The sequence below is a fragment of the Streptomyces sp. NPDC006365 genome, from assembly GCF_042870755.1.
In the GTDB taxonomy this organism is placed as follows: domain Bacteria; phylum Actinomycetota; class Actinomycetes; order Streptomycetales; family Streptomycetaceae; genus Streptomyces; species Streptomyces xiangluensis.
In genome coordinates, this window is the sequence record NZ_JBIAHS010000004.1 from 392,275 (window position 1) to 417,214 (window position 24,940).

General features: G+C 68.8%; 19 protein-coding genes and 1 pseudogene. 11 read left to right on the forward strand and 9 right to left on the reverse strand.

Annotated features, from left to right (window positions below):
* Positions 1–441: 441 nt before the first annotated feature.
* A pseudogene (locus tag ACFYO0_RS15025) lies at positions 442–572 on the forward strand (thiamine biosynthesis protein ThiC); the annotation flags it as partial.
* Positions 573–720: 148 nt separating this feature from the next.
* On the opposite strand, the gene ACFYO0_RS15030 reads toward ACFYO0_RS15025, so the two are convergent.
* From ACFYO0_RS15030 to ACFYO0_RS15040, 3 genes are all read right to left on the reverse strand, one after another.
* A complete protein-coding gene (locus ACFYO0_RS15030) occupies positions 721–1,593 on the reverse strand; it encodes a hypothetical protein (RefSeq protein ID WP_388675014.1) in 873 nt (290 codons plus the stop codon).
* 183 nt (positions 1,594–1,776) lie between these two features.
* Entirely contained in the window at positions 1,777–2,913 is a 1,137-nt protein-coding gene (locus tag ACFYO0_RS15035) for a metallophosphoesterase (RefSeq protein WP_388675471.1), read from the reverse strand.
* Positions 2,914–3,101: 188 nt separating this feature from the next.
* Entirely contained in the window at positions 3,102–4,214 is a 1,113-nt protein-coding gene (locus ACFYO0_RS15040) for a LacI family DNA-binding transcriptional regulator (protein WP_388675017.1), read from the reverse strand.
* Between the two features lie 394 nt (positions 4,215–4,608).
* Here ACFYO0_RS15040 and hisC point away from each other — a divergent pair, with 394 nt between their 5' ends.
* From hisC to ACFYO0_RS15065, 5 genes are all read left to right on the forward strand, one after another.
* Positions 4,609–5,688 (forward strand): histidinol-phosphate transaminase, encoded by a 1,080-nt coding sequence (gene hisC / locus ACFYO0_RS15045; protein WP_388675020.1) that lies wholly within the window; start codon positions 4,609–4,611, stop codon positions 5,686–5,688.
* A gap of 275 nt (positions 5,689–5,963) precedes the next feature.
* Positions 5,964–7,472 carry a cytochrome ubiquinol oxidase subunit I gene (locus ACFYO0_RS15050; RefSeq protein ID WP_388675023.1) on the forward strand — a complete coding sequence of 503 codons (1,509 nt, stop codon included), beginning with the start codon at positions 5,964–5,966 and terminating at the stop codon, positions 7,470–7,472.
* Positions 7,473–7,492: 20 nt separating this feature from the next.
* Positions 7,493–8,497: a cytochrome d ubiquinol oxidase subunit II gene (gene cydB / locus ACFYO0_RS15055; protein ID WP_388675026.1), complete on the forward strand. Its 1,005-nt coding sequence runs from the start codon at positions 7,493–7,495 to the stop codon at positions 8,495–8,497.
* Between the two features lie 99 nt (positions 8,498–8,596).
* Positions 8,597–12,100 carry a thiol reductant ABC exporter subunit CydD gene (cydD, locus tag ACFYO0_RS15060; RefSeq protein ID WP_388675029.1) on the forward strand — a complete coding sequence of 1,168 codons (3,504 nt, stop codon included), beginning with the start codon at positions 8,597–8,599 and terminating at the stop codon, positions 12,098–12,100.
* A 163-nt stretch (positions 12,101–12,263) separates the two neighbouring features.
* Complete coding sequence (locus ACFYO0_RS15065) at positions 12,264–13,313, forward strand: peptidoglycan DD-metalloendopeptidase family protein (protein ID WP_388675032.1); 1,050 nt, start codon at positions 12,264–12,266, stop codon at positions 13,311–13,313.
* Here ACFYO0_RS15065 and ACFYO0_RS15070 read toward each other — a convergent pair.
* The 3 genes from ACFYO0_RS15070 to ACFYO0_RS15080 form a co-directional block, all read right to left on the reverse strand.
* Positions 13,310–14,176, reverse strand: a complete 867-nt coding sequence (locus ACFYO0_RS15070) for a Cof-type HAD-IIB family hydrolase (protein ID WP_388675035.1) — start codon at positions 14,174–14,176, stop codon at positions 13,310–13,312. The genes ACFYO0_RS15065 and ACFYO0_RS15070 overlap by 4 nt on opposite strands.
* Positions 14,177–14,266: 90 nt before the next feature.
* Complete coding sequence (locus ACFYO0_RS15075; RefSeq protein WP_388675474.1) at positions 14,267–14,815, reverse strand: RNA 2'-phosphotransferase; 549 nt, start codon at positions 14,813–14,815, stop codon at positions 14,267–14,269.
* Positions 14,816–15,026: 211 nt separating this feature from the next.
* Positions 15,027–16,832 carry an SDR family oxidoreductase gene (locus ACFYO0_RS15080; protein ID WP_388675038.1) on the reverse strand — a complete coding sequence of 602 codons (1,806 nt, stop codon included), beginning with the start codon at positions 16,830–16,832 and terminating at the stop codon, positions 15,027–15,029.
* Positions 16,833–17,105: 273 nt separating this feature from the next.
* Here ACFYO0_RS15080 and ACFYO0_RS15085 point away from each other — a divergent pair, with 273 nt between their 5' ends.
* From ACFYO0_RS15085 to ACFYO0_RS15105, 5 genes are all read left to right on the forward strand, one after another.
* The gene (locus ACFYO0_RS15085) at positions 17,106–18,080 is read left to right on the forward strand and encodes an ABC transporter ATP-binding protein (RefSeq protein ID WP_165338765.1); all 975 of its coding nucleotides are present in this window, start codon (positions 17,106–17,108) and stop codon (positions 18,078–18,080) included.
* Entirely contained in the window at positions 18,070–18,975 is a 906-nt protein-coding gene (locus ACFYO0_RS15090; protein ID WP_388675040.1) for an ABC transporter permease, read from the forward strand. Before ACFYO0_RS15085 ends, ACFYO0_RS15090 begins: the two co-directional genes overlap by 11 nt.
* Positions 18,972–19,883, forward strand: coding sequence for an ABC transporter ATP-binding protein (locus ACFYO0_RS15095; protein WP_388675043.1), 912 nt, complete (start codon positions 18,972–18,974; stop codon positions 19,881–19,883). The genes ACFYO0_RS15090 and ACFYO0_RS15095 overlap by 4 nt, the downstream gene beginning before the upstream one ends.
* Positions 19,884–19,893: 10 nt before the next feature.
* The gene (locus ACFYO0_RS15100; RefSeq protein ID WP_388675046.1) at positions 19,894–20,613 is read left to right on the forward strand and encodes an ABC transporter permease; all 720 of its coding nucleotides are present in this window, start codon (positions 19,894–19,896) and stop codon (positions 20,611–20,613) included.
* Between the two features lie 144 nt (positions 20,614–20,757).
* Positions 20,758–21,000 (forward strand): hypothetical protein, encoded by a 243-nt coding sequence (locus ACFYO0_RS15105; protein ID WP_388675049.1) that lies wholly within the window; start codon positions 20,758–20,760, stop codon positions 20,998–21,000.
* A 340-nt stretch (positions 21,001–21,340) separates the two neighbouring features.
* On the opposite strand, the gene ACFYO0_RS15110 is transcribed toward ACFYO0_RS15105, so the two are convergent.
* The 3 genes from ACFYO0_RS15110 to pheA all read right to left on the reverse strand — a co-directional run bounded on the left by ACFYO0_RS15110 (position 21,341) and on the right by pheA (position 24,899).
* Positions 21,341–22,153, reverse strand: coding sequence for an HAD family hydrolase (locus ACFYO0_RS15110; RefSeq protein WP_388675052.1), 813 nt, complete (start codon positions 22,151–22,153; stop codon positions 21,341–21,343).
* Positions 22,150–23,436, reverse strand: coding sequence for a serine--tRNA ligase (gene serS / locus ACFYO0_RS15115; RefSeq protein ID WP_388675054.1), 1,287 nt, complete (start codon positions 23,434–23,436; stop codon positions 22,150–22,152). The genes ACFYO0_RS15110 and serS overlap by 4 nt, the downstream gene beginning before the upstream one ends.
* A gap of 530 nt (positions 23,437–23,966) precedes the next feature.
* The gene (gene pheA / locus ACFYO0_RS15120; RefSeq protein WP_388675057.1) at positions 23,967–24,899 is read right to left on the reverse strand and encodes a prephenate dehydratase; all 933 of its coding nucleotides are present in this window, start codon (positions 24,897–24,899) and stop codon (positions 23,967–23,969) included.
* Positions 24,900–24,940: the final 41 nt, after the last annotated feature.

The window sequence follows — 24,940 nt, forward strand, 5'->3', positions numbered from 1 at the left end:
GCTGTTACGGGATACGATCGCGTCCATGTCAGACGGGAGCCGGAGATTGCGGCGGCTGCGCGCACGTTCGGCAGAGATCTTCTGGGCCATGGACCGTGCGTTGGGTGGCGACCAGCCGCCAACGAGCATGCAACGGTTGGCGGCGCGGTACCCGCTTCGGGTCGGCATGGTGGGCAGTGTCTTCGCGTCCGGGGCTTTCGCGTTGCTGGCGCTCACAAGCGAGACGCGTCCGTCGGACCTCGTGGCGGTACTCGTGGGCGGCGTTCTGATGGGCGCCATCTTCGGTCTGACTGCCCGGGGGGAGAGGGCGCGTCAGCGGCGCTTGCGGCGACGGGGAGTCTGGGACGGCTCGTAAGAGAGCCTCATGCGCGGGCGGAATGACCGCGATGACGGCCACGCCCAGAGGGCAATGGACGTTGCCCATGGCGGTTCAGACGCTCGTCGATGAAAATCTCTCAAGACATCCGCCGCGAACACGGCGATACGCAGACGGAGATCGAGGAAGGCATGGCGCAGAAGTCGCAGAGTTCGCGGCTGAGGGGGACCGGGTGTATCTTCCGCTCGCCGATTGACCTGATCCGGGCGCGGCGGCAGCCGCACCGCTCCGGACTCCGGCCCTCGACTTCATCGTCGTGGGCCGGAGCGGTTGTGCGGCTCGTCCGTCCGGCCGGAGCTCGGGGTCCCGGTTCGGCTGCTTCTGGTCTCGCCTCGGCCGCGCCCCTACTCCGGCTGATGCTCCGGTCCCCCGAAGTCCGGGCTTGAGAAGTCCGGGCTCGAGTAGCTGGGGCGGGGGCCTGCCGCGGGGCCGCCGTCGGGGCTGCTGAAGCCCGGGCGGTTGTAGCCGAGATGTGGGATTCGGCTGGTCGGCTGCGGCGGTGTCGTCGTACGGCCGAGGGCCGCTGAGCCCGGGTCGGCGAGTGCCTCTCGGAGAAACGGCATGATGCCGCGCTCCAGGAGGGCCTCGCGCCAGGCTTCCCTGGCCCGGCTCAGTTCCTCGCTTCGTTCACCCCGCGTGCCGGCCTCGAGCGAGCTCTCTCCGTTGCGCAGGGCGGTGAGCAGCAGACCGACCGCGGCGATCAGGATCGCGGCCGCGGTCACCGCGCCGAAGACCCACCCGGTGGTGAGGAGGGTCCGGGCGAACGCCGGCTCGGGGTTGAGCATCTTCAGGAGGTAGCCGACGACCAGGAAGATCGCCGAGGCGGTGCCGGCGAGGACAGGAGTGAGTACCGCGGCGACGGCGACGGCGCCCGCCCCGGCGGGCTCGGTGGCTTCCCCCACCGTGGCGGCGAGCCCCACCGAGCTCGTGCCCGGGTCCGTGGATCCGGATCCTTCGTGGACGCGTGGCGTGGGCGGCGCCGGCCGGCGCAGTTGCTCGCGGACCTTTACGTAGTGCTGGTATTCGGTCGCCGCGGCCGCCGTGATGAGCGCGGAGGCGTTGAGCGCCATGGTGCGCAGTTGTTCGGGGTTGAGCCGCTGGCCGACAGCGGCGAGTTCCGGACGGTGTGGTGCGGAGCGCAGCGCCTCATCGAGGACCCGCTCGTACTCTTGGCGGTCCTCACTCAACAGGTGCTGCGGAACGCTGTTCATGTGCATCCCCCGATGCTCCGTAGGGCTTGGGGCTCGGCATGCTGACGAGCCGTCGGGCAGAAACGGAGGGGAGCCTGCTACGGATAAGCCGATGGTAGAGCGGGGACGGTACGAGGTGACAGGGGGTTTCCAGAAATTGCCCCTCGGTAGGGCCCGTCCTCGGTGGAAGAACGCCTGCCCGGAAAAGGGTCAGCTATCCAGGGGCAGTTGCTGGACCAGTAGCTTTCCGGCCATGGTCACGCCACCGTCCATCGCGATGGCCAGCCCGTCCGCGTAAACATGCGGTCCTTCGACCACAGGGCCCGCGGAATCGTCGCTCTCCTCGGAGCCGACCTCGCCGAGAAGGTACGGAATGGGGCTGTGACCATGGACGATGCGAGAGCCACCGTACATGTCGAGGAGTTCGCGCACGGCTTGTGCGCCCCCGTCGTCGCGGAACGCGAATCGCTTGGTGAACTTGCGGAAGAGGTCCCAGCATTCGTCCGCGTCGTTGCGCGTGAGGGCTTCGCGGACGGTGTCGTTGACCGCTTCGATGGAGTCGCCGTAGTCGAGATAGGCGGTGGTGTCGGAGTGCACCAGAAGGTGCCCGTCCGCCAGCTCCATCGCGTCGAGGCGGGCCATCCACTGCAGATGGTGATCCTCGAGGCGCTCCATATCGGTCTTCTGGCCGCCGTTGAGCAGCCAGGCGGCCTGGAAAGTGGCCGTACCGGCACCTGAGTTGACGGGGGTGTCGCCGAATCGCTTGGCGCCGAGCAGCAACAGCTCGTGATTGCCCATCAGCGCCTTGCAGTAGCCGCCGGCCGCGGCGGCCTCGGCGGACAACCGCATCACGAGGTCGATGACGCCGATGCCGTCGGGCCCTCGGTCGGTGAAGTCCCCGAGGAACCACAGTCGTGCCGTGCCCGCCGACCAGTGGCCGTCGATGTCGATGAGGCCCTTCTCGCGCAGTGCGGCGACGAGTTCGTCGAGGTAGCCGTGTACGTCGCCGACAACGTACAGCGGGCCCGGCCCGGCGGTGGACTGCGGGAGCGTCGCGGCTTCGGGGCTGACCGGCACCTGAAGGGTGTCACCGCGGTTGATGACGGGCAGATCGCGCTGCGTCGGCGTGTAACCCTCGGCGTCCTCGACCGGTCTGGTGCCCTCACCGGGAGGCATCTGCTGCGCATGAGGGCGCTGTTGCGGATGAGGCCCGGGCTGGGCGTACGGGCCGGGCTGCGCATACGGATCGGCTTCGTGGACGTACGCGGGCACACGGAAGTCGCGCACCGTCGGCGTCCGCACCTCGGGTCCCTGACCGGCCCCCTGAGTCATCGACCCCTCCACCACCATCGCGCCGCATCTGCACCGCACGGGACTGCCTGGTCGCAGCGGCCCGCGGTGTCGTGCGCCCATCATAGGAATGCGGATCGCGCCATGTGATGACCCAGGGGTGGTGAATCGGGGCAGGACCCCAGTTCATCGTGGTTTTCTCCCGAATTGAGAGCAGCTTTCTCACCGGATGCCACCGCCTGACGTCACCTCTCCTCCGGTGAACGGGGCGGGCTGACGGTAGTACGGGACGGCCGCCGATCGGAGGAGGTCCGCACGATCAACTCCGTCGGTATCACCTGCTCGACCGGTTGGTCCGATTCGACCCCCTCGATGGCGTCGATGAGGAGCTGGACCACGGCCGTGCCGATGTGGCGCGGTTTGAGTGAAAGCGTGGTGAGGGGAGGCTCGGTGTTGGCGTACACCGCGGACTCGCTGCAGCACACGAGCAGCAGATCCTCCGGTACGCGCAGACCGTAGCGGCGGGCGGCCGTGAGGAGGTCGGTGCCGTTCGGGTCGAACAGTCCGTACACGGCATCAGGCCGGTCGGGCCGGGCGAGCAGCCGGTCGGCGGCGGCGGATCCCGCGCAGGGATCGTGCGCGGGGTAGGCCTCGTACACCGGTTCCTGGCCGACGCGCTCGCACCAGTGCAGGTACGCGGTCGTCGACAGATGCGTGTACGTGTCCGTCGAGGTCCCGGTGAGCAGGCCGATCCGGCGGGCGCCCGCGTCGGCCAGGTGGTCGAGGATGCCCAGGACCGCGGCTTCGTGGTCGTTGTCCACCCAGGCGGTCACCGGCAGCGAGCCGGCCGGGCGGCCGTCGGAGACCACCGGCAAACCCTGGCGGACCAGTTCGCTGACGACGGGGTCCTGGTCGGAGGGGTCGATGACCACGGTTCCGTCCAGGGCCACGTTCGACCACACGTCGTGGCGCGAGGTGGCGGGGAGGATGACCAGGGCGTAGCCACGGGCGAGCGCGGCCGAGGTGGCGGCTCTGGCCATCTCCGCGAAGTACGCGAACTCCGTGAAGGTGAAAGGTTCATCCCCGTAGGTCGTCACGGTCAGGCCGATGAGGCCCGACTTTCCGGTACGGAGCGTGCGGGCCGCGGCGGAGGGGCGATAGCCCAGCCGGTCGGCGACCTCGCGGACATGGCGTCGGGTGGCGTCCGGGAGCCGGCCCTTGCCGTTGAGTGCGTCGGACACGGTCGTGATGGAGACTCCGGCGGCGGCGGCCACGTCTCTGATGCCCGCCCGGCCCGGCCGACTGCCTCGACGGGAGGTCTCCGCCCGGCTCACCTGGTGCTTCCCTGCTGCTGTCATGGCGAGCCGATAGTAGGGCTCATGCGGTGGGGTAGTGCGGACGCATATTCACTCGTTGACAGGCACGTTTCTGCATGGTCGATAGCCCTCAATTTCCTTGGAAAATAAGGTAGTTGAGCGATTCAATGACAGTACGTCACTTGTTGGGGCGCATGAGCCTGCCGAATGGGTCATGTTTCGAAGAGGTCTCAACTCACCTGCATGGGGGATGCGCGCCACGGCGTGAGCCACCGGCGCTTGAACCGGACGGCGGCGCGCCCCCCGCTTCGTACGCCTCCGTGGGCCCGATGCCAGGGGCCGCCTACGTGGTCGGTCCCGAGCCATACGCAGCGGCGCCGAATCCTCATAAGGTGAGGAGTATTGGAAGCCGGTGGTGGTCATGAGGAGGACTGCGGTGAGCGAGACGAGCCCCAAGCTGCGCGCCGAGCTGGAGGGTATTCCCACCTACAAGCCGGGGAAGCCCGCCGCGGCCGGCGGGCGGGTGGCGTACAAGCTGTCCTCCAACGAGAACCCGTATCCGCCGCTGCCCGGGGTGATGGAAACCGTGGCCGCCGCGGCGGGGTCCTTCAACCGTTACCCGGACATGGCGTGCACGGCGCTGATGAGTGAGCTGGCGGACCGGTTCGCGGTGCCGCTCACGCATCTGTCCACCGGCACGGGCTCGGTCGGCGTCGCCCAGCAGCTGTTGCAGGCCACGAGCGGTCCCGGTGACGAGGTCATCTACGCCTGGCGGTCCTTCGAGGCGTACCCGATCATCACGCAGATCAGCGGTGCAACGTCGGTGCGGGTGCCGCTCACGTCGGGGGACGTGCACGATCTTGACGCGATGGCGGACGCAATCACCGAGCGGACGCGGCTCATATTCGTCTGCAACCCGAACAACCCCACCGGCACCGTGGTGCGCCGGGCCGAGCTGGAACGCTTCCTCGACCGGGTGCCGAGCGACGTCCTCGTGGTCCTCGACGAGGCGTACCGCGAGTTCATCCGCGATCCCCAGGTGCCGGACGGCGTCGAGATCTACCGCGAGCGGCCGAACGTCTGCGTACTGCGTACGTTCTCCAAGGCGTACGGACTCGCCGGACTGCGCGTCGGCTTCGCGATCGCCCATGAGCCGGTGGCCGCGGCGTTGCGCAAGACCGCCGTGCCCTTCGGTGTGAGCCAGCTCGCGCAGGACGCGGCGGTCGCCTCGCTGCGCGCCGAGGACGAGCTCCTCGGCCGGGTGGGCTCGCTGGTGTGCGAGCGAATTCGCGTCGTCGAGGCCCTGCGTGGGCAGGGCTGGACGGTGCCGGAGACCCAGGCGAACTTCGTCTGGCTGCGGCTCGGCGAGCGTACGGTCGACTTCGCGGCGACCTGTGAGCAGGCCGGGGTCGTCGTGCGGCCTTTCCCGGGGGAGGGCGTGCGCGTGACGATCGGCGAGACCGAGGCGAACGACATCTTCCTGAGGACGACGGAAGGGTTCCGCAAGGAGCTCTAGCCTCCCGCGGCCGGCAGGGTTCCGTCGGGGACGGGGCTCTGCCGGCGGGTCTCCTGTCCCCTCTTCGCGTCACAACGCTCTGACCTGCGCCTCCGCGCCAGAGGCCGGATGGTCCAACCTTAGGGACCCCCCACCTCTCACGCCTCGAACGGTCATGCGTCATAATTGCTTGTGAATGTGAACGCGTTCACAAGCTTGCCCGGTTGATCCCGTATGTCTGCGACAAGCTGGGCAAACTGCCGCTGTGACCACGGCGACGTAAGGAGACTGACGACGTGGACCTGGCTCTGGCGCCGGAGACCCTGGCGCGATGGCAGTTCGGCATCACCACCGTCTACCACTTCCTCTTCGTCCCCCTGACCATCTCACTCGCCGCGCTCACGGCCGGCCTGGAGACCGCCTGGGTGCGCACAGGGAACGAGAAGTACCTCAGGGCGACGAAGTTCTGGGGGAAGCTCTTCCTGATCAACATCGCGATGGGTGTCGTGACAGGCATCGTGCAGGAGTTCCAGTTCGGCATGAACTGGTCCGACTACTCGCGCTTCGTCGGTGACGTCTTCGGTGCCCCGCTCGCCTTCGAGGCGCTGATCGCGTTCTTCTTCGAGTCCACGTTCATCGGCCTGTGGATCTTCGGCTGGGACAAGCTGCCGAAGAAGATCCACCTCGCCTGCATGTGGATGGTCTCGATCGGCACGATCCTGTCGGCGTACTTCATCCTCGCTGCCAACTCCTGGATGCAGCACCCCGTCGGCTACCGGATCAACGAGCAGCGGGGCCGTGCCGAGCTCACCGACTTCTGGCTGGTCCTGACGCAGAACACGGCGCTCGCCCAGGCCTTCCACACCCTCTCCGCGGCCTTCCTCACCGGTGGCGCCTTCATGGTCGGCATCGCAGCCTTCCATCTGGCCCGCAAGAAGCACATCCCCGTGATGAAGACCTCGCTGCGGCTCGGCCTGGTCACCGTGGTCATCGGTGGTATGTTCACCGCGATCAGCGGCGATGTCCTCGGCAAGATCATGTACGAGCAGCAGCCGATGAAGATGGCGGCGGCCGAGGCGCTGTGGGACGGCGAGGCGCCAGCGCCCTTCTCGATCTTCGCCTACGGGGACGTCGACAAGGGCCACAACAAGGTGGCCATCGAGATTCCGGGACTGCTGTCCTTCCTCGCCAAGGACGACTTCAGCTCGTACGTCCCCGGCATCAACGACGTCAACAAGGCCGAACAGGAGAAGTACGGCCCGGGTGACTACCGGCCCAACATCCCGGTCGCGTACTGGGGTTTCCGCTGGATGATCGGCTTCGGCATGACGTCCTTCGCCATCGGTCTGGCCGGGCTCTGGCTGACGCGGAAGAAGTTCTTGCTACCGCAGCACCTGCGTGTGGGTGACGACGAGGTGCCGCATCTGGTGCTGTTGCCCAAGAAGGCACTCGGCCCGACGCTCACCAAGTGGTACTGGCGCATCGCGATCCTGACCCTGGGCTTCCCGCTGATCGCCAACTCCTGGGGCTGGATCTTCACCGAGATGGGTCGCCAGCCGTGGGTCGTGTACGGCGTGCTGCAGACCCGCGACGCGGTCTCCCCCGGCGTCTCGCAGGGTGAGGTCCTCACTTCGATGATCGTCTTCACGGCTCTCTACGCGATCCTCGCCGTCATCGAGGTCAAGTTGCTCGCGAAGTACATCAAAGCCGGGCCGCCCGAACTCACCGAGGCCGACCTCAATCCGCCCACCAAGATCGGCGGCGACTCCCGTGACGCCGACAAGCCGATGGCCTTCTCCTACTAGGCCCAGGGAGCTGCAGAGTCATGGAACTTCACGACGTCTGGTTCGTCCTCATCGCCGTCCTGTGGATCGGCTACTTCTTCCTGGAGGGCTTCGACTTCGGGATCGGCGTGCTCACCAGGCTGCTCGCCCGTGACCGTGCCGAGAAGCGGGTGCTGATCAACACCATCGGGCCGGTCTGGGACGGCAACGAGGTCTGGCTGCTCTCCGCGGGCGGCGCGACCTTCGCCGCCTTCCCCGAGTGGTACGCCACGCTCTTCTCCGGCTTCTACCTGCCGCTGCTGCTCATCCTGGTCTGCCTGATCGTCCGTGGAGTCGCTTTCGAGTACCGGGCAAAGCGGCCCGAGGAGAGCTGGCAGCGCAACTGGGAGAGCGCGATCTTCTGGAGTTCGCTGCTCCCCGCGTTCCTGTGGGGCGTGGCCTTCGGCAACATCGTGCGGGGCGTGAAGATCGACCGGGACATGGAGTACGTCGGCAACCTGTGGGACCTGCTCAACCCGTACGCCATCCTGGGCGGTCTGGTCACGCTGACGCTGTTCACCTTCCATGGGGCGGTGTTCGCCGCGCTCAAGACGCTGGGCGACATCCGGGAGCGGGCGCGGAAACTGGCGCTGCGGCTCGGTGTGGTGACGGCTGTGCTCGCGTTGGTCTTCCTGGGCTGGACCCAGGCCGACAAGGGCGACAGTACGAGCCTGGCCGCGCTGATCATGGCGGTGATCGCGCTGGTCGCGGCGATCGGGGCGAACCAGGCCGGGCGTGAGGGCTGGGCATTCGCTCTGTCCGGCATCACCATCGTGGCCGCCGTGGCGATGCTCTTCCTGACTCTCTTCCCGAATGTCATGCCGTCTTCGCTCAATGACGACTGGAGCCTGACGGTCACCAACGCCTCGTCGAGTCCGTACACGCTGAAGATCATGACCTGGTGCGCGGTGATTGCGACACCGGTCGTGGTGGTCTACCAGGCGTGGACGTACTGGGTGTTCCGGAAACGGATCGGTACGCAGCACATCGCTGAGGCTGTGCACTGAGTTCGATCGCCACTGAATCCAGGGGCATGTTTCACGTGAAACATGCCTGTTGAGGAGAAGGTGTGTTTTACGTGAAACACACCTGCTTGACCCGAGGGTGTGTTTCACGTGAAACCGATCGACCCGCGACTGCTCCGGTACACCCGCGCCACTCGCCTCTTCCTGGTGGCGGTCGTGATGCTGGGCGCTGCCGGGGCGACGCTGGTCATCGCCCAGGCGATGCTCATCGCCGAGATAGTGGTCGGCGCTTTCCAGCACGGGCTGGAGGCCGCCGAACTCCGCGCCCCGCTCCTGCTGCTGGTGGCGGTCGCGAGTGGTCGGGCGCTCGTCTCCTGGCTCACGGAACTCGCCGCGCACCGGGCCGGGGCAGCGGTCAAGTCGGAGCTGCGGGGGCGGCTGCTGGAGCGCGCGGGCGCGCTGGGCCCGGGATGGCTGAGCGGGCAGCGGACGGGGTCGCTGGTCGCACTCGCCACCCGCGGAATCGATGCGCTCGACGACTACTTCTCGCGCTACCTCCCGCAGTTGGGGCTCGCAGTGGTCGTGCCAGTGGCGGTGTTGGCGCGGATCGTCACGGAGGACTGGGTCTCGGCGGCGATCATCGTCGGCACACTGCCCCTCATCCCGATCTTCATGATCCTCATCGGCTGGGTCACCCAGTCCCAGATGGACCGTCAGTGGCGGCTGTTGTCGCGACTCTCGGGGCATTTCCTGGACGTGATCGCGGGTCTGCCCACGCTCAAGGTGTTCGGGCGGGCCAAGGCGCAGGCAGAGTCGATCCGGCGGATCACCGGTGAATACCGGCGGGCGACCATGCGGACCCTGCGGATCGCCTTCATCTCGTCCTTCGCGCTGGAGCTGCTCGCCACGATCTCGGTTGCCCTGGTCGCGGTGACCATCGGGATGCGGCTCGTCCATGGCGAGATGGATCTGTACGTGGGGCTGGTCATCCTCGTTCTCGCGCCCGAGGCGTATCTGCCGCTGCGGCAGGTGGGGGCGCAGTACCACGCGGCGGCGGAGGGGCTCGCCGCCGCCGAGGAGATCTTCTCGGTGCTGGAGACGCAGGTGCCGGACTCCGGGACCGCGATCGTGCCGCCCTCCGGCGGTATTCGCTTCGAGGGCGTGACGGTCCGGTACCCAGAGCGGTCGTCCGACGCCGTGTCGGATGTGTCCTTCGCGGTCGAACCCGGCGAGACGGTGGCGCTCGTCGGGCCCAGCGGCGTGGGCAAGTCGTCGCTGCTGAACGCGCTGCTGGGATTTGTGAAGCCCACGTCGGGCCGGGTACGGATCGGGGAAGTCGACCTTGCCGAGGCCGACTTGGCCACGTGGCGTTCGCAGGTGGCCTGGGTGCCGCAGCGTCCCCATCTGTACGCGGGGTCCATCGCCGAGAACGTACGGCTGGCACGGCCGGACGCGGACGACGCCGATGTGGCCAGGGCGCTGGGTGACGCCGGCGCGCTCGAGTTCGTGGACGCGCTGCCCGACGGGATGCGGACCGTACTCGGGGAGGACGGGGCCGGGCTGTCCGCGGGCCAGCGGCAACGGCTCGCGCTGGCCCGGGCGTTCCTCGCGGACCGACCGGTGCTGCTGCTCGACGAGCCGACGGCTTCGCTGGACGGGGAGACCGAGGCCGAGGTCGTGGAGGCTGTCCGGCGCCTGGCGGTGGGGCGGACGGTGCTGCTCGTGGTGCACAGGCCGGCGTTGCTGGGGGTGGCGGATCGGGTGGTGCGGCTGGAGTCCGCAGTGCCCGTCGCGGGAGCCGGATCCGCGCACCCTGGTGGTACGGAGGCGCGCCGCACAGAAGCGGCAGTGCCCCCAGCCGACCAGGACGAGCTGCCACTCTCCACTGAGGAGCGAGGCAGCGTCCTCGCCCGCGTCCGCGCCATGGCCGGAGCTCGGCGAGGTCGCCTCGCGATCGCTCTCGTGCTGGGCAGCCTCGCGCTCGGCAGTGCCGTGGGGCTGATGGCCACCTCGGGGTGGCTGATCTCGCGGGCCTCGCAGCAGCCTCCCGTGCTCTATCTGATGGTCGCCGTCACGGCCACGCGCGCGTTCGGGATCGGGCGGGCCGTCTTCCGGTACGCCGAGCGGCTGCTGTCGCATGATGCCGTGCTGCGGATGCTGGCCGACACTCGCGTCGCCGTGTACCGGCGACTCGAGCGGCTCGCTCCTGTGGGGCTGCGGACCGCCCGGCGCGGAGACCTGCTCTCGCGGTTGGTCGCCGATGTCGACGCACTCCAGGACTACTGGCTGCGCTGGCTGCTGCCCGCCTCGGCCGCGGTCGTCGTGTCGGCCGCATCCGTGGGATTCACGGCATGGCTGCTGCCTGAGGCCGGGGCCGCCCTCGCCATCGGGCTGCTCGCCGCCGGAGCCGGCGTCCCACTGGTGACCGGCGCCTTCGCGCACCGCGCGGAGCGCAGGCTGGCCCCCGCCCGCGGCGTCCTGGCGACCCGCGTGGCCGATCTCCTCACAGGAACGGCCGAGTTGACGGTCGCCGGTGCGCTGCCCGCGCGCACCGCCGAAGCGCGGCAGGCCGATGCCGCGCTGACTCGCATCGCGTCGCGCACCGCGACCGCCACCGCGCTCGGCGACGGGCTCATCGCGCTCGTCTCCGGGCTCACCGTGGCGGTCACCGCGCTCGTCGGCGCCCAGGCGGTCGCCGACGGCCGCCTCAGCGGCGTGCTGATGGCCGTCGTCGTCCTCACCCCGCTCGCCGCGTTCGAGGCCGTCCTGGGGATTCCGCTCGCGGTCCAGTACCGGCAGCGGGTGCGCAAGAGCGCGGAGCGCGTGTACGAGGTCCTGGACGCCCCCGATCCCGTACGCGAACCGGAGAGGCCACGAGAGGCACCGGCATCGCCGTTCCCGCTCGTTCTTCAAGGCATGTCCGCCCGCCACCATGGGCAGGACCGGGACGCGCTGGCCGGGATCGACCTGACGCTCGCACGCGGGCAGAGGATCGCCGTCGTGGGGCAGTCCGGGTCCGGCAAGACGACCCTCGCGCAGGTGCTGCTGCGGTTCCTGGACGCGGGGACAGGGACGTACATGCTGGGCGGCGTGGACGCGTACGACCTGGACAGTGACGACGTACGACGCCTGGTCGGGCTGTGTGCGCAGGACGCGCATCTCTTCGACAGCTCGGTGCGCGAGAACCTGCTGCTCGCGCGGAAGGAGGCGACCGAGGACGAACTGCGCGACGCGCTCGGACGGGCCCGGTTGCTCGACTGGGCCGACGGTCTCCCCGAGGGGCTCGACACGCTGATCGGCGAGCACGGGGCGCGGCTGTCCGGTGGGCAGCGGCAGCGGCTGGCGCTGGCCCGTGCGCTGCTCGCCGACTTCCCGGTCCTCGTCCTCGACGAGCCCGCCGAGCACCTCGACCTTCCGACGGCCGACGCGCTGACCGCCGATCTGCTCGCCGCGACCGAGGGCCGTACGACGCTGCTGATCACCCACCGGCTGGCGGGTGTGGAGGCGGTGGACGAGGTGATCGTGCTGGCGGACGGACGCGTGGTACAGCGGGGCCCGTACGGCGAACTGACTGCCGTGGACGGTCCACTGCGGGAGATGCGGGAGCGGGAGGAGGCGTCGGAGCTGCTGGCAGCGGTTCGCTGACTCGGCCGAGCGGCCCTACGAAGCCGCCCCGCTGACGATCCATTCAAGTGCCGTGGACCAGGCTCCTGTTCGGAGCAGCGGAATGGTCCGTCCGAGGCATTCGGTCCCCCAGGCGTACGACTTGAACAGGACCGCGGCTCAGGCGCGGGACACGATCCGTTGTATGCGCCCACTTCGCCGCCATCCCCTGCTCGTACCGGCGCTGCTGTGCGCGCTGGCCCTTCTGGCGGCCGGGCCCACGGCGGCCAAGGGGGACGCGGGCGATCCCCGTGGCCTGAGCACCGAGGTGGTGCGGCTCTTCGAAGAGGCGTCCGCCGCGACGCAGCGATACGAGGAAGGGCGCAAGGAGGCCGAGGTGCAGCGGGCCCGGGCGCAGCGGCTGGAGCGGCTTCTCGAGCGGGAGCAGCGGAACATTGCCGCACTGCACGGGGACCTCGGCCGGATCGCGCGCGCCCAGTACCGCAGCGGTGGGGGGCTTCCGCACACCGCGCAGTTGCTGCTTGCGGACAGTCCCGAGGAGTTGATGCGCGGTCAGCGTGCGGTGTGGCAGGCGGACCTGGCGGTCAACAACGCCGTCACCAAGAGCCGCCGCGCCGAGGCACGGCTCGCCGCAGACGAGGCGAAGGCCGCGAAGGCCTGGCAGGCCCTGGAACGGCGCAACGCCCGACTCGCCGAGATGAAGCAGAGAATCGAGCAGAGGCTCGAAGCGGCGCAGTCGACGCTTCAGGGGCAGGCGGACGCCTCGGTCGCGGCGGGTGCGTGCCGGGCCGCGGTCCGGCTCGACCAGCCGGAGCCAGGCTTCGCGGCGGCTTGGGTCGCGCCATTGAAGACGTACGAACTCTCCGCGAGCTTCGGCAGCGGTGGTGAGCGCTGGGCGAGTCGGCACACGGGGCAGGACTTCGCGGTGGACATCGGCGCGCCGGTGCGCTCAGTGGGCGAGGGGCGCGTGGTCAAGGTGTCGTGCGGCGGTCCGTTCGGTATCGAGGTCGTTGTGCGGCACCCCGGGGGTTACTACACGCAGTACGCGCATCTCGCGACCGCCGCGGTCGATCAGGGGGAGCGGGTGGCGGCCGGGCAGTGGGTCGGCCAGTCGGGCACGAGCGGCAACTCGACTGGACCGCATCTGCACTTCGAGGTGCGCCTGACGCCGTATCACGGCTCGGGGGTCGATCCGATGGGATGGCTGGCCGAGCGCGGGGTGCGGCTCTACTAGGAGAGAGCCACCATCTGCTCGATCACGACCGCTACCCCGTCCTCGTTGTTGGCGACTGTGCGTCCGGAGGCCGCGGCGATCACGTCGGGGTGTGCGTTGCCCATCGCGTACGACGTGCCTGCCCAGGTGAGCATTTCCACGTCGTTCGGCATGTCCCCGAAGGCGACGACCTCCTCGTGCGAGATGCCGCGCTCGGCGCAGCACAGCGCGAGCGTGCTGGCCTTGGAGACGCCGGGGCCGCTGATCTCCAGCAGTGCGCTGGGGCTGGAGCGGGTCACGCCTGCGCGGTCGCCGATGGCCAGGCGGGCGGTCATCAGGAAGTCGTCCGGGTCGATCTCGTGGTGGAACGCGAGAATCTTGAGCACCGGCTCGTCGGCACCGGGGCCGTCCGGCGCCAGGAGTTTCTCGGCGGGCGCGAGAGTGTCCGGGATCTCCATGTGCATCTTCGGGTACGACGGCTCCTGGTAGAAGCCGTATGTCTGCTCGATGGCGAACACGGTCCCCGGCGCGGCCTCGCGGAGCAACCGCACGGCATCGAGCGCGTTCTCCCGTGCCAACTCCCGGACCTTGACGAAACGGTGGTTGCCGGCGCCGCCGTGCAGGTCGACCACGGCGGCGCCGTTCCCGCATATGGCGAGGCCGTGGCCGTGGACATGGTCGCTGACGACATCCATCCAGCGGGCGGGGCGGCCGGTCACGAAGAAGACCTCGATGCCGGCCTCCTCCGCGGCGGCCAGAGCGGCGACCGTGCGCTGCGAGACGGAATGGTCGTCGCGAAGCAGGGTGCCGTCCAGATCCGTTGCGATCAGCCGGGGCGGAACGGTGGAGGCCGGAGTCTGGGGCCGGCGGGTCGCTGAGGTCACGCCGCCATTGTCCCGCAGATGCGCGCACGACCGTGCGACGGCCCGCACACACGGGCCCCACGCCAGCCCGGGGCCCGCCGAGGCCGCAGGTCAGTGCGGCTCGGGAAACCGGATGTAGCCCGGCGGCACGGCGGCAGTGAGCCAGACGCCGTTGGCGCTGACCCGGAAGACGTGGCCGTCACGGTGCATGGTGGCGGCGTCCACGGACACCACGACGGGACGACCGCGGCGGGCACCGACGCGGGTCGCGGTCTCGCGGTCCGCTGAGAGGTGCACATCGTGGCGGTTCATGGGCCGGAGGCCCTCGGTGCGGATCGCGTCCAGGTTGCGGGCGACTGTCCCGTGGTAGAGATACGCGGGCGGCGTCGCCGGGGCCAGACCGAGATCCACCTCGACGGAATGGCCCTGGCTGGCGCGGATCCGGGTGCCCTCGATCGCGAAGCGCCGCTTGTCGTTGGTGGCCACCACGTGGTCGAGCTCGGCCCGCGTGAACCGGAAGCCGTGGGCTGCCGCCGCGGCCATCAGCGTCTCGATCTCGACCCAGCCGCCCTCGTCGAGCGTGAGCCCGATCAGCTCGGGCTGATGCCGCAGGTGTTTCGAGAGGTACTTCGACACCTTCACGGTGCGGCGTGCATCGATCTTGGAGTCGATCGCGGAATGGATCTCCTCATCGATCTCGGCATCGGTTTTGGATTCGTTCATGACGCCAGAGTGCCTGGCGAGACGCTGATCACGCATTTTATTTGTGTGCGGAGGTTTGATCCACAGCCAAGTGCGTTATCCACAGGGAAAGTTGACGGTACCTGTGGACAACTCTCCGTCTCTTTCGGTGTTTTCCTCCGGCATGTCCTCACAGCGGTGGCTCTATCCGACCGATCGCGCGCAGCGCCCTGGGTGTGAAGCGGGCCATGAGGTGGGCACCACGGGCCTCGGGGGTCACAGGCACCACGGACTGGTTGCGGACCACCGCGCGCAGGACGGCGTCGGCGACCTTCTCGGGTGGGTAATTGCGCAGTCCGTACAGCCGCGCGGTCTTCTTCCGGCGCTGCTTTTCCTCGTCGGCGTCGACGCCCGCGAAGTGTGCGGTCGAGGTGATGTTGGTGTTGATGAAGCCGGGGCAGATCGCCGAGACGCCGATGCCCTGGTCCGCCAGCTCCGCGCGCAGGCATTCGCTGAGCATCAGCACCGCCGCCTTGGAGGTGCTGTAGGCGGGCAGCGCCTTCGAGGGCAGATAGGCCGCCGCCGACGCGGTGTTGACGATATGGCCGCCCTGCCCGCGCTCGACCATCTGCCTGCCGAAGAGCCGGCAGCCGTGGATCACACCCCACAGGTTGACATCGAGGATCTTCTTCCAGTCCTCCGTCGTGGTGTCGAAGAAGGAGCCGGAGAGTCCGATCCCGGCGTTGTTCACCAGTACGTCGACCACCCCGTACTCGGCGGCGACCTTGTCGGCGAGCTTCTCCATGGCCTGTTCGTCACCGACGTCGACCGTCTCGGCCCACGCTTCGCGCGCCCCGCCCTGACGGGACAGCTCCGCGGTGCGGGCCACGCTCTGTGCGTCCCGGTCGACGGCCACCACGCGTGCGCCGGCCTCGGCGAACGCCAGGGCGGTGGCCCGCCCGATGCCGCTGCCTGCCCCGGTGACCAGCACGAGCTGCCCGCCGAAGCGGTCCGCGTACTTGCCGGTCGCCACTGGTGCGGGCCTTCCACTGTCGATGGAGGTCACGAACTCGGTGATCCAGGTGGTCAGTTGATCCGGTCGGGTGCGCGGGATCCAGTGCTTGGCCGGGAGCGTGCGGCGGACCAGCTGCGGGGCCCATTGCTCCAGGTCGTCGTAGAGCCGTTCGGACAGGAAGGCATCGTCCAGGGGGGTGATGAGCTGCACGGGCGCGTGTGCGTACGCGTCAGGGCGCGGATTGCGCAGCCGCGGCCGGATGTTGTCCCGATACAGCCATACGCCGTTTGCCGCGTCCGAGGGCAGCGAGGCGGTCGGGTACTCGTCCGTGGGGATCTTCTCGATCCGCCGAAGGATCTTCGGCCACTGCTTGCCGAGTGGGCCGCGGCAGAGAAGTTCGGGCAGGACGGGGATGTGCAGCGCGTAGATGTACCAGGACTTGGTTCCCTGGCCGAGGAGTTGACCGAGCCTGCGCGGGGTCGGGCGTGACCTGCGCTTCTTGATCCAGTGCCCGAAGTGGTCCACGGAAGGCCCGGACATCGACGTGAAGGAGGCGATCCGCCCTTCGGTGCGCCCGACCGTGACGAATTCCCAGCCCTGGCCCGATCCCCAGTCGTGCCCGACCAGATGCACCGGCCGGTCAGGGCTGACCGCGTCCGCGACCGCCAGGAAGTCGTCCGTCAGCTTCTCCAGAGTGAAACCGCCGCGCAGCGGCTGCGGCGCGGTCGACCTGCCGTGGCCCCGGACGTCGTAAAGCACCACGTGGAATCCGCGCTCGACGAGGCGTGGAGCGACCTCGGACCACACCTCCTTGGTGTCCGGATAGCCGTGGACGAGCAGGACGGTCGGCTGCGAGGGGTCCCCCAGTTCGGCGACGCACAACTCGACCCCGCCCGTCCACACCCACCGTTCGCGCGCGCCCTTGAGCAGCCCTTCGCCTGCCACGCGACCCCCGTTGCCCGTACGGTCTCGCTTGCTCACGCGCCCCCCAATTACGCACGCCGGCCAGGCCCGTCAGCGATCGCGTGCCGGGCCCTGTCGAATGTTCCAATTGTTGGAAGCCGCGTCAACGGCAGGCGCGGGGCCTGTGGACAATTCGCCCAATGTGGAAAGCCGGCCGGGGTGGACAGCCGCCCTCGGTTGTTCGACCTCAGGCGGACCCCTACGGGCCCGTAATACCGGAGAGTGACACCGATACAGCTCCCTGGGGTGACGCCCCATTGTGGCCCGCGCCACTACCTTCGAACCGTGACTGTGATCGCGACCGAAAGCCTGAGCAAGCGGTTCCCGAGGGTGACCGCGCTTGACCGGCTCTCCGTGGACGTCGGGCCCGGTGTGACGGGACTCGTCGGAGCCAACGGAGCCGGCAAGTCCACACTGATCAAGATCCTGCTGGGTCTGTCCCCCGCCACCGAGGGCCGCGCCGAAGTGCTCGGCCTCGATGTCGCCACCAAGGGCGGCGACATCCGCGAGCGGGTCGGATACATGCCCGAGCACGACTGTCTGCCGCCCGATGTGTCGGCAACCGAGTTCGTCGTCCACATGGCGCGCATGTCCGGCCTGCCCCCGGCGGCAGCCCGCGAGCGCACCGCGGACACGCTGCGCCACGTCGGTCTCTACGAGGAGCGCTACCGCCCCATCGGCGGCTACTCGACCGGCATGAAGCAGCGTGTGAAGCTCGCGCAGGCCCTTGTCCACGACCCCCAGCTGGTCTTCCTCGACGAGCCGACCAACGGCCTCGACCCGGTCGGCCGCGACGAGATGCTGGGCCTGATCCGCCGCATCCACACCGACTTCGGCATCTCGGTCCTGGTCACCTCGCACCTGCTGGGCGAACTGGAGCGCACCTGCGACCACGTCGTCGTCATCGACGGCGGCAAGCTCCTGCGGTCCAGCTCCACCACGGACTTCACCCAGACCACGACGACCCTCGCGATCGAGGTCACCGACACCGACGACCACCCGGACGGCACCCGCGCGGTGCGCGAGGTGCTGCACGCGCGCGGGATCGACACTCACGACGGCAGCGGACTGCCGGGCGCCGGTCACATCCTGCTGCTCACGGCAGACGGCGAGGAGACGTACGACCTCGTACGCGACATCGTCGCCGACCTCGGCCTCGGCCTGGTCCGTATGGAACAGCGCAGGCACCACATCTCGGAGGTCTTCAAGGACGCCGACGACGCGCGCGACGAAGAGCGGAAGGAGGCGGTCGGCCATGGCGGTTGAGCAGACCCCGGCCCGGGCCGGCGAGCAGACCCGGATCCACAACATCGGCTACCGCAACTACGACGGCCCACGCCTGGGCCGCGCCTACGCCCGCCGCTCGCTCTACTCGCAGTCCCTGCGCGGCTCGTACGGCCTCGGCCGCTCGGTCAAGACCAAGGTCCTGCCGATGCTGCTCTTCGTGGTGATGTGCGTGCCCGCGGCCATCATGGTGGCCGTCGCGGTCGCCACCACGGCGAAGGACCTGCCGGTCGACTACACGCGCTATGCGATCTTCCTGCAGGCGGTCATCGGCCTGTACGTGGCCTCGCAGGCACCGCAGTCCGTCTCGCGCGACCTGCGCTTCAAGACCGTACCGCTGTACTTCTCGCGCCCCATCGAGACCGCCGACTACGTCCGCGCCAAGTACGCGGCGCTGGCATCGGCGATGTTCATCCTCACCGCCGCACCCTTGCTCGTGCTCTATGTGGGCGCACTGCTGGCCAAACTTGACTTCACCGACCAGACCAAGGGTTTCGCACAAGGGCTCGTCTCCGTGGCACTGCTTTCACTGCTCTTCGCCGGTATCGGCCTGGTCATCTCGGCGGTCACCCCGCGCCGCGGCTTCGGCATCGCGGCCGTCATCGCCACGCTGACCATCTCCTACGGGGCGGTGTCCACCGTCCAGGCCATCGCGTACGAGCAGAACAGCACCGGTGCGATCGCCTGGCTCGGCCTCTTCTCGCCCATCACACTCATCGACGGAGTACAGACCGCCTTCCTCGGCGCCTCGTCCTCCTTCCCCGGAGAAGTGGGCCCGTCGAACGGCGAGGGCGTCGTCTACCTCCTTGTCGTCCTGGGCCTCATCGCGGGCTGCTACGGCCTCCTGATGCGCCGCTACCGAAAGGTCGGACTGTGACCACGCTCAACATCGACCACGTATCGCGCTGGTTCGGCAACGTGGTGGCCGTCAACGACATCACGATGACGGTCGGTCCGGGAGTCACCGGCCTGCTCGGCCCGAACGGCGCCGGAAAGTCCACCCTCATCAACATGATGGGCGGCTTCCTCGCCCCCTCCACGGGCTCCGTCACACTCGACGGCGAGCCGACCTGGCGCAACGAACAGATCTACAAGAAGATCGGCATCGTCCCGGAGCGCGAGGCGATGTACGACTTCCTCACCGGCCGCGAATTCGTCGTCGCGAACGCCGAGTTGCACGGCCTCGGTAAGAAGGCCGCTCAGAAGGCCCTCGCCACGGTCGAGATGGAGTACGCGCAGGACCGGAAGATCTCGACGTACTCCAAGGGCATGCGGCAGCGCGTGAAAATGGCCTCCGCGCTCGTCCACGGGCCGTCCCTGCTGCTGCTCGACGAGCCCTTCAACGGCATGGACCCACGCCAGCGCATGCAGCTGATGGAACTGCTCCGTCGCATGGGCGACGAGGGCCGCACGGTGCTGTTCTCGTCGCACATCCTCGAAGAGGTCGAGCAACTCGCCTCACACATCGAGGTGATCGTCGCCGGACGGCACGCCGCGAGCGGCGACTTCCGGCGCATCCGGCGCCTGATGACCGACCGCCCGCACCGCTACCTCGTGCGCTCCAGCGACGACCGCGCGCTCGCGGCCGCGCTCATCGCCGACCCGTCGACCTCCGGCATCGAAGTGGACCTCCAAGAGGGCGCGTTGCGCATTCAGGCGGTCGACTTCGGGCGCTTCACGGCACTGCTGCCGCGGGTGGCCAGGGATCACGGCATCCGCCTGCTGGCGGTCTCGCCCTCGGACGAGTCCCTCGAGTCCGTCTTCTCGTATCTCGTCGCGGCGTAGGAGGCCGAAGATGTACGACCCCACAGTCGCCAGGCTCACCTACCGGGGCCTGCTCGGCCGCCGCCGGGCCCTCATCCTGGGCGCGCTGCCCGTCCTGCTGATCGTGATCTCCGTGGCGGTCCGTGCCTTCACCGGCACCGACGACCAAGTGGCCGCCAACGTCCTCGGCGGGTTCGCGCTCGCCACGATGGTGCCGATCATCGGCGTCATCGCCGGTACGGGCGCGATCGGGCCGGAGATCGACGACGGCTCGGTGGTGTACCTGCTCGCCAAGCCGATCAAGCGGCCCACGATCATCTTCACCAAGCTGATCGTCGCGATCGCCGTGACCATGGCGTTCTCCGCGATTCCGACATTCCTCGCCGGGATGATCCTCAACGGCAACGGGCAGCAGATCGCCGTCGCATACACCGTGGCCGCGCTGGTGGCCTCCATCGCGTACGCCGCCCTCTTCCTGCTGCTCGGCACGGTCACCCGGCACGCGGTGGTCTTCGGGCTCGTCTACGCCCTCGTCTGGGAGGCCCTCTTCGGGTCCCTTGTGTCCGGGGCGCGCACGCTCAGCGTTCAGCAGTGGTCGCTCGCCGTGGCCCATGAGGTCACGGGTGGGGACCTTGTCACCTCCGATGTGGGCCTTGCGACGGGCACGGTGCTGCTGATCGTGGTGACCGTGGCCGCCACATGGTTCGCGGGGCAGAAGTTGCGGTCGCTGACGCTGGCCGGCGAGGAGTAGGCACTCCGGGGAGTCGGGGCGGCCCCACGCGCGTGTACTCGCTGTTGGGGTCCACGCGCGTGGGGCTTCTTTTGATCTTGAGATCGGTTTTACGCGGGCAACGGCACACTTGTCCAAAGGGATGCACGGCAAGGAGGAACGGGGATGGGACGGCAGGCACCGCGAAGCGACGGTCAGGGGGAGTCCGAGGACACCTGGGACGACCTCGTCCTGGACGAGGACTTCATACGGTCCGCCGAGACGGCCGAGCCGTCGGCACGCGCTCGTATGCTCGCGGCCCGCTGGCGCAATGGAGGTCCCGAACCGCAGCCCTGGCGGTCCGACGAACCGCCCGCGGGCTGGTTCTTCAGCAAGGCGCGACGACGCAAGTGGCGCCGCAACCGGTAGCCGCTCCCGGGCCTCCCTCGCGGAGCGCACCTTTATTCGGTGGCGCCCAACTCGGCGTACGGGCAGAGTGGTTATGTCCAGGTCGCCGGGTTCCTCCGGCGCCGCATTCTGGGAGAGGAGCGCGACGATGCCCATCAGTAGCAGTCCGTCGAGCTCCCGGCAGGGCAGCCCGCGGCGCACTCCGGAGTAGCTACCGCTCCGTCGAGTCCGCCCCGCACGGGGAGCTGCCCGGGGCGGCCGCTTCGAGCGCGCATCACGCGCGGGCCGCCCCTCCCGACTTCGCCGGAACGCTGTCGCTGTGACATGCCTGATGCCAGGTCACAGCGGCAGCGTTGGGCGCTCAGCTCAGCAACCGCTCCAGCACCACCGCGATCCCGTCCTCCTCATTGGACAGGGTCATCTCGTCGGCGACCGCCTTGAGTTCCTCATGGGCGTTGGCCATGGCCACGCCGTGGGCGGACCAACCGAACATCGGGATGTCGTTGGGCATGTCGCCGAACGCGATCGTCTCGGCCGCCTTGACGCCCAGACGGCGGGCCGCCAGCGAAAGGCCCGTGGCCTTGGAAAGACCGAGGGGGAGGATCTCGACGATGCCCTCGCCCGCCATGGTGACGGACACCAGACCACCCGCCGCCTGACGTGCCGCGTCCGCGAGTTCGTCGTCGGTCAGACGCGGGTGCTGGATGTACATCTTCGTCAGCGGCTCGGCCCACAGTTCCGCGAGGTCGGTGAACGGGACGGCCTGCAGCAGTCCCTGGACCTGGTAGCCGGGACCGATCAGGACGTCGCCGTCGAGGCCGTCACGGCTCGCGGCCAGGGCCAGCGTGCCGACCTCCGCCTCGATTTTGGCGAGCGCCAGGCCGGCCAGCTGCCGGTCGAGAGTCAGCGTGGTGAGCAGCCGGTGCGCCCCCGCGTCGTACACCTGCGCGCCCTGAGCGCACACCGCGATCCCGTCGTACCCGAGTTCGTCCAGGATGTGGCGGGTCCACGGCACCGCCCGCCCAGTGACGACGATGTGCGCAGCGCTCGCCGCGGTGGCCGCGGCGAGCGCCTCACGTGTGCGCTCCGAGACCGTGTCGTCGGAGCGCAGCAGCGTTCCGTCGAGATCGGTCGCGACGAGTTTGTAGGGGAAGGCGGGAGCGGAGTCGCTCACTTGGCGGCCTTCGCGACCGGCTCCAGGATCTCCCGGCCACCCAGGAACGGCCGCAGCACCTCGGGCACCCGGACGGAGCCGTCGGCCTGCTGATGGTTCTCCAGGATTGCCACGATCGTGCGCGGTACGGCGCACAGCGTGCCGTTCAGTGTCGCGAGCGGCTTGACTTGCTTGCCGTCACGCATACGGATCGCCAGGCGCCGCGACTGGAACTCCGTGCAGTCCGAGGTCGACGTCAGCTCGCGGTACTTGCCCTGGGTCGGGACCCACGCCTCGCAGTCGAACTTACGGGCCGCCGAGGACCCCAGGTCCGCCGAAGCCACGTCGATCACCCGGAACGGCAGCTCCAGCGAGGTCAGCCACTGCTTCTCCCAGTCCAGCAGGCGCTGGTGCTCGGCCTGCGAGTCCGCCGGGTCGACGTACGAGAACATCTCGACCTTGTCGAACTGGTGCACCCGGAAGATGCCGCGCGTGTCCTTGCCATGCGAACCGGCCTCGCGGCGGAAGCAGGGCGAGAAGCCCGCGTAGCGCAGCGGGAGGCGGTCGCCGTCGATGATCTCGTCCATGTGGTATGCGGCGAGCGCCACCTCGGAGGTACCGACCAGGTACAGGTCGTCATTGTCCAGGTGGTACACGTCCTGCGCCGCCTGGCCGAGGAAGCCCGTGCCGGCCATGGCCTGCGGGCGGACCAGCGCCGGAGTCAGCATCGGCGTGAAGCCGGCGGCCGTGGCCTGCGCCATCGCCGCGTTCACCAGCGCGAGTTCCAGCAGGGCGCCCACGCCGGTGAGGAAGTAGAAGCGCGAGCCGGAGACCTTGGCGCCGCGCTCGACGTCGATCGCGCCGAGCGTCGTACCGAGCTCCAGGTGGTCCTTCGGCTCGAAGCCCTCCGCCGCGAAATCACGGATCGTGCCGTGCGTCTCCAGGGTGACGAAGTCCTCCTCGCCGCCGACCGGGACGTCGGGGTGCACGAGGTTGCTCAGCTGGAGCAGCAGCTCCTGGGCCTCGGCCGCGGCCTCGTCCTTCGAGGCATCGGCAGCCTTGACGTCGGCGGCGAGCTGCCCCGTCTTCTTCAGGAGCTCGGCCTTCTCGTCGCCGGAAGCCTTGGGGATGAGCTTGCCGAGGGCCTTCTGCTCGGCGCGCAGCTCGTCGAAGCGGACGCCGGACGACCTGCGCCGCTCGTCGGCGGAGAGCAGGGCGTCGACGAGCGCGACGTCCTCTCCACGGGCGCGCTGCGACGCACGCACACGGTCGGGGTCCTCACGGAGCAGGCGAAGGTCAATCACCCCTCAAGGCTACCGGTGCGGTGTTCTGGCCCACGACCCGGTATTCCGATCTGTCGCTGCTGACCGTTATGCCGGAATTAATCAACTCTGTCAATAAAAGAAGCCCAACTCCCCGGAATGGGGCAGTAGGGATACCGCGAGTTGACCCGATTCCCCTGCGGGAAAAGAGACTTGCGGAGTGGGTTGTCCACAGGGAGTCACACCCTTCGAAGAGTTATCCACAGGCTGTGCGAAAGATCTGTGGACTTCGCAGGTGATCGGTCCGAACGTGGCACGCCGGGACGAAAAACCCCCGGACCTGACCCTCTCTCCGTCCACTTTCGGGTGGAAATGGTTCACCCCAAAGGGTCGGCTGGGGGAAACGGGCGGACGGAGCGCGACCTGCTGTGCTGTGGTCCCAGTTGGGGGTCGTAGGGCGATTTGTCGACTGCATCACGCCCTGTTGTCGACTTGTCCCCAGGTCGAGAACAGGTCCTGTGGATAACTTCTGTGGATGAAGAAGAGCGGCTGGTAGGACCGGCTTGGACGGGCTAGAACCGGCCGTCCTGGCAGCGGGCCAGCCAGTCGGAGGCCGCCGCGAACTCGCCGTCGGACGTGCCCGCCCCCGGTGCGCGTACCTCCCCGGCGTCGACCTCGGCCCGCGGATAAGACCCGAGGAACCGCACCTGCGGACACCTCCGCTTGAGGCCCATCAGCGCCTCGCCCACCCGGCGGTCCGCGATATGGCCCTCGGCGTCGATGGCGAAGCAGTAGTTGCCGATGCCCTCACCGGTCGGCCGGGACTGCAGCAGCATCAGGTTGACGCCGCGTACGGCGAACTCCTGGAGCAGTTCCAGCAGGGCGCCCGGGTGGTCGTCGCGCTGCCAGACGACCACGGACGTCTTGTCCGCGCCGGTCGGTGCCGCGGGCCGGGCGGGCTTGCCCACCAGCACGAACCGGGTCTGCGCGTTCTCCGCGTCGTGGATCCCGGTCTCCAGCGGCTCCAGGCCGTACCGCTGGGCCGCGAACTCACCCGCGAAGGCCGCGTCGTAGCGCCCCTCCTGCACCAGGCGCGCGCCGTCCGCGTTCGAGGCCGCCGACTCCCAGATCACGTCGGGGAGGTTGTTCTTCATCCAGATGCGCACCTGCGGCTGGGCGGCCGGGTGCGCGGTCACCGTCTTGATCTCCGATAGCTTCGTGCCCGGCCTGACCAGCAGTGCGAAGGTGATCGAGAGCAGCACTTCGCGATAGATCATCAGCGGTTCGCCGGCGACCAGTTCGTCGAGCGTCGTGGTGATGCCGCCCTCGACGGAGTTCTCGATCGGGACGAAAGCCGCCTCGGCCTCGCCGCCTCGGACTGCGTCGAGCGCGGCCGGTACGGACACCATCGGGACGAGTTCCCGGGTGGCGGTCTCCGGGAGTGTGCGCAGGGCGACTTCGGTGAAGGTGCCCTCGGGTCCGAGATACGCGTAGCTGGCTGGCATGGCTTCACCCTAATGGGCCGTACGCGGCCAGGGCTCACGCC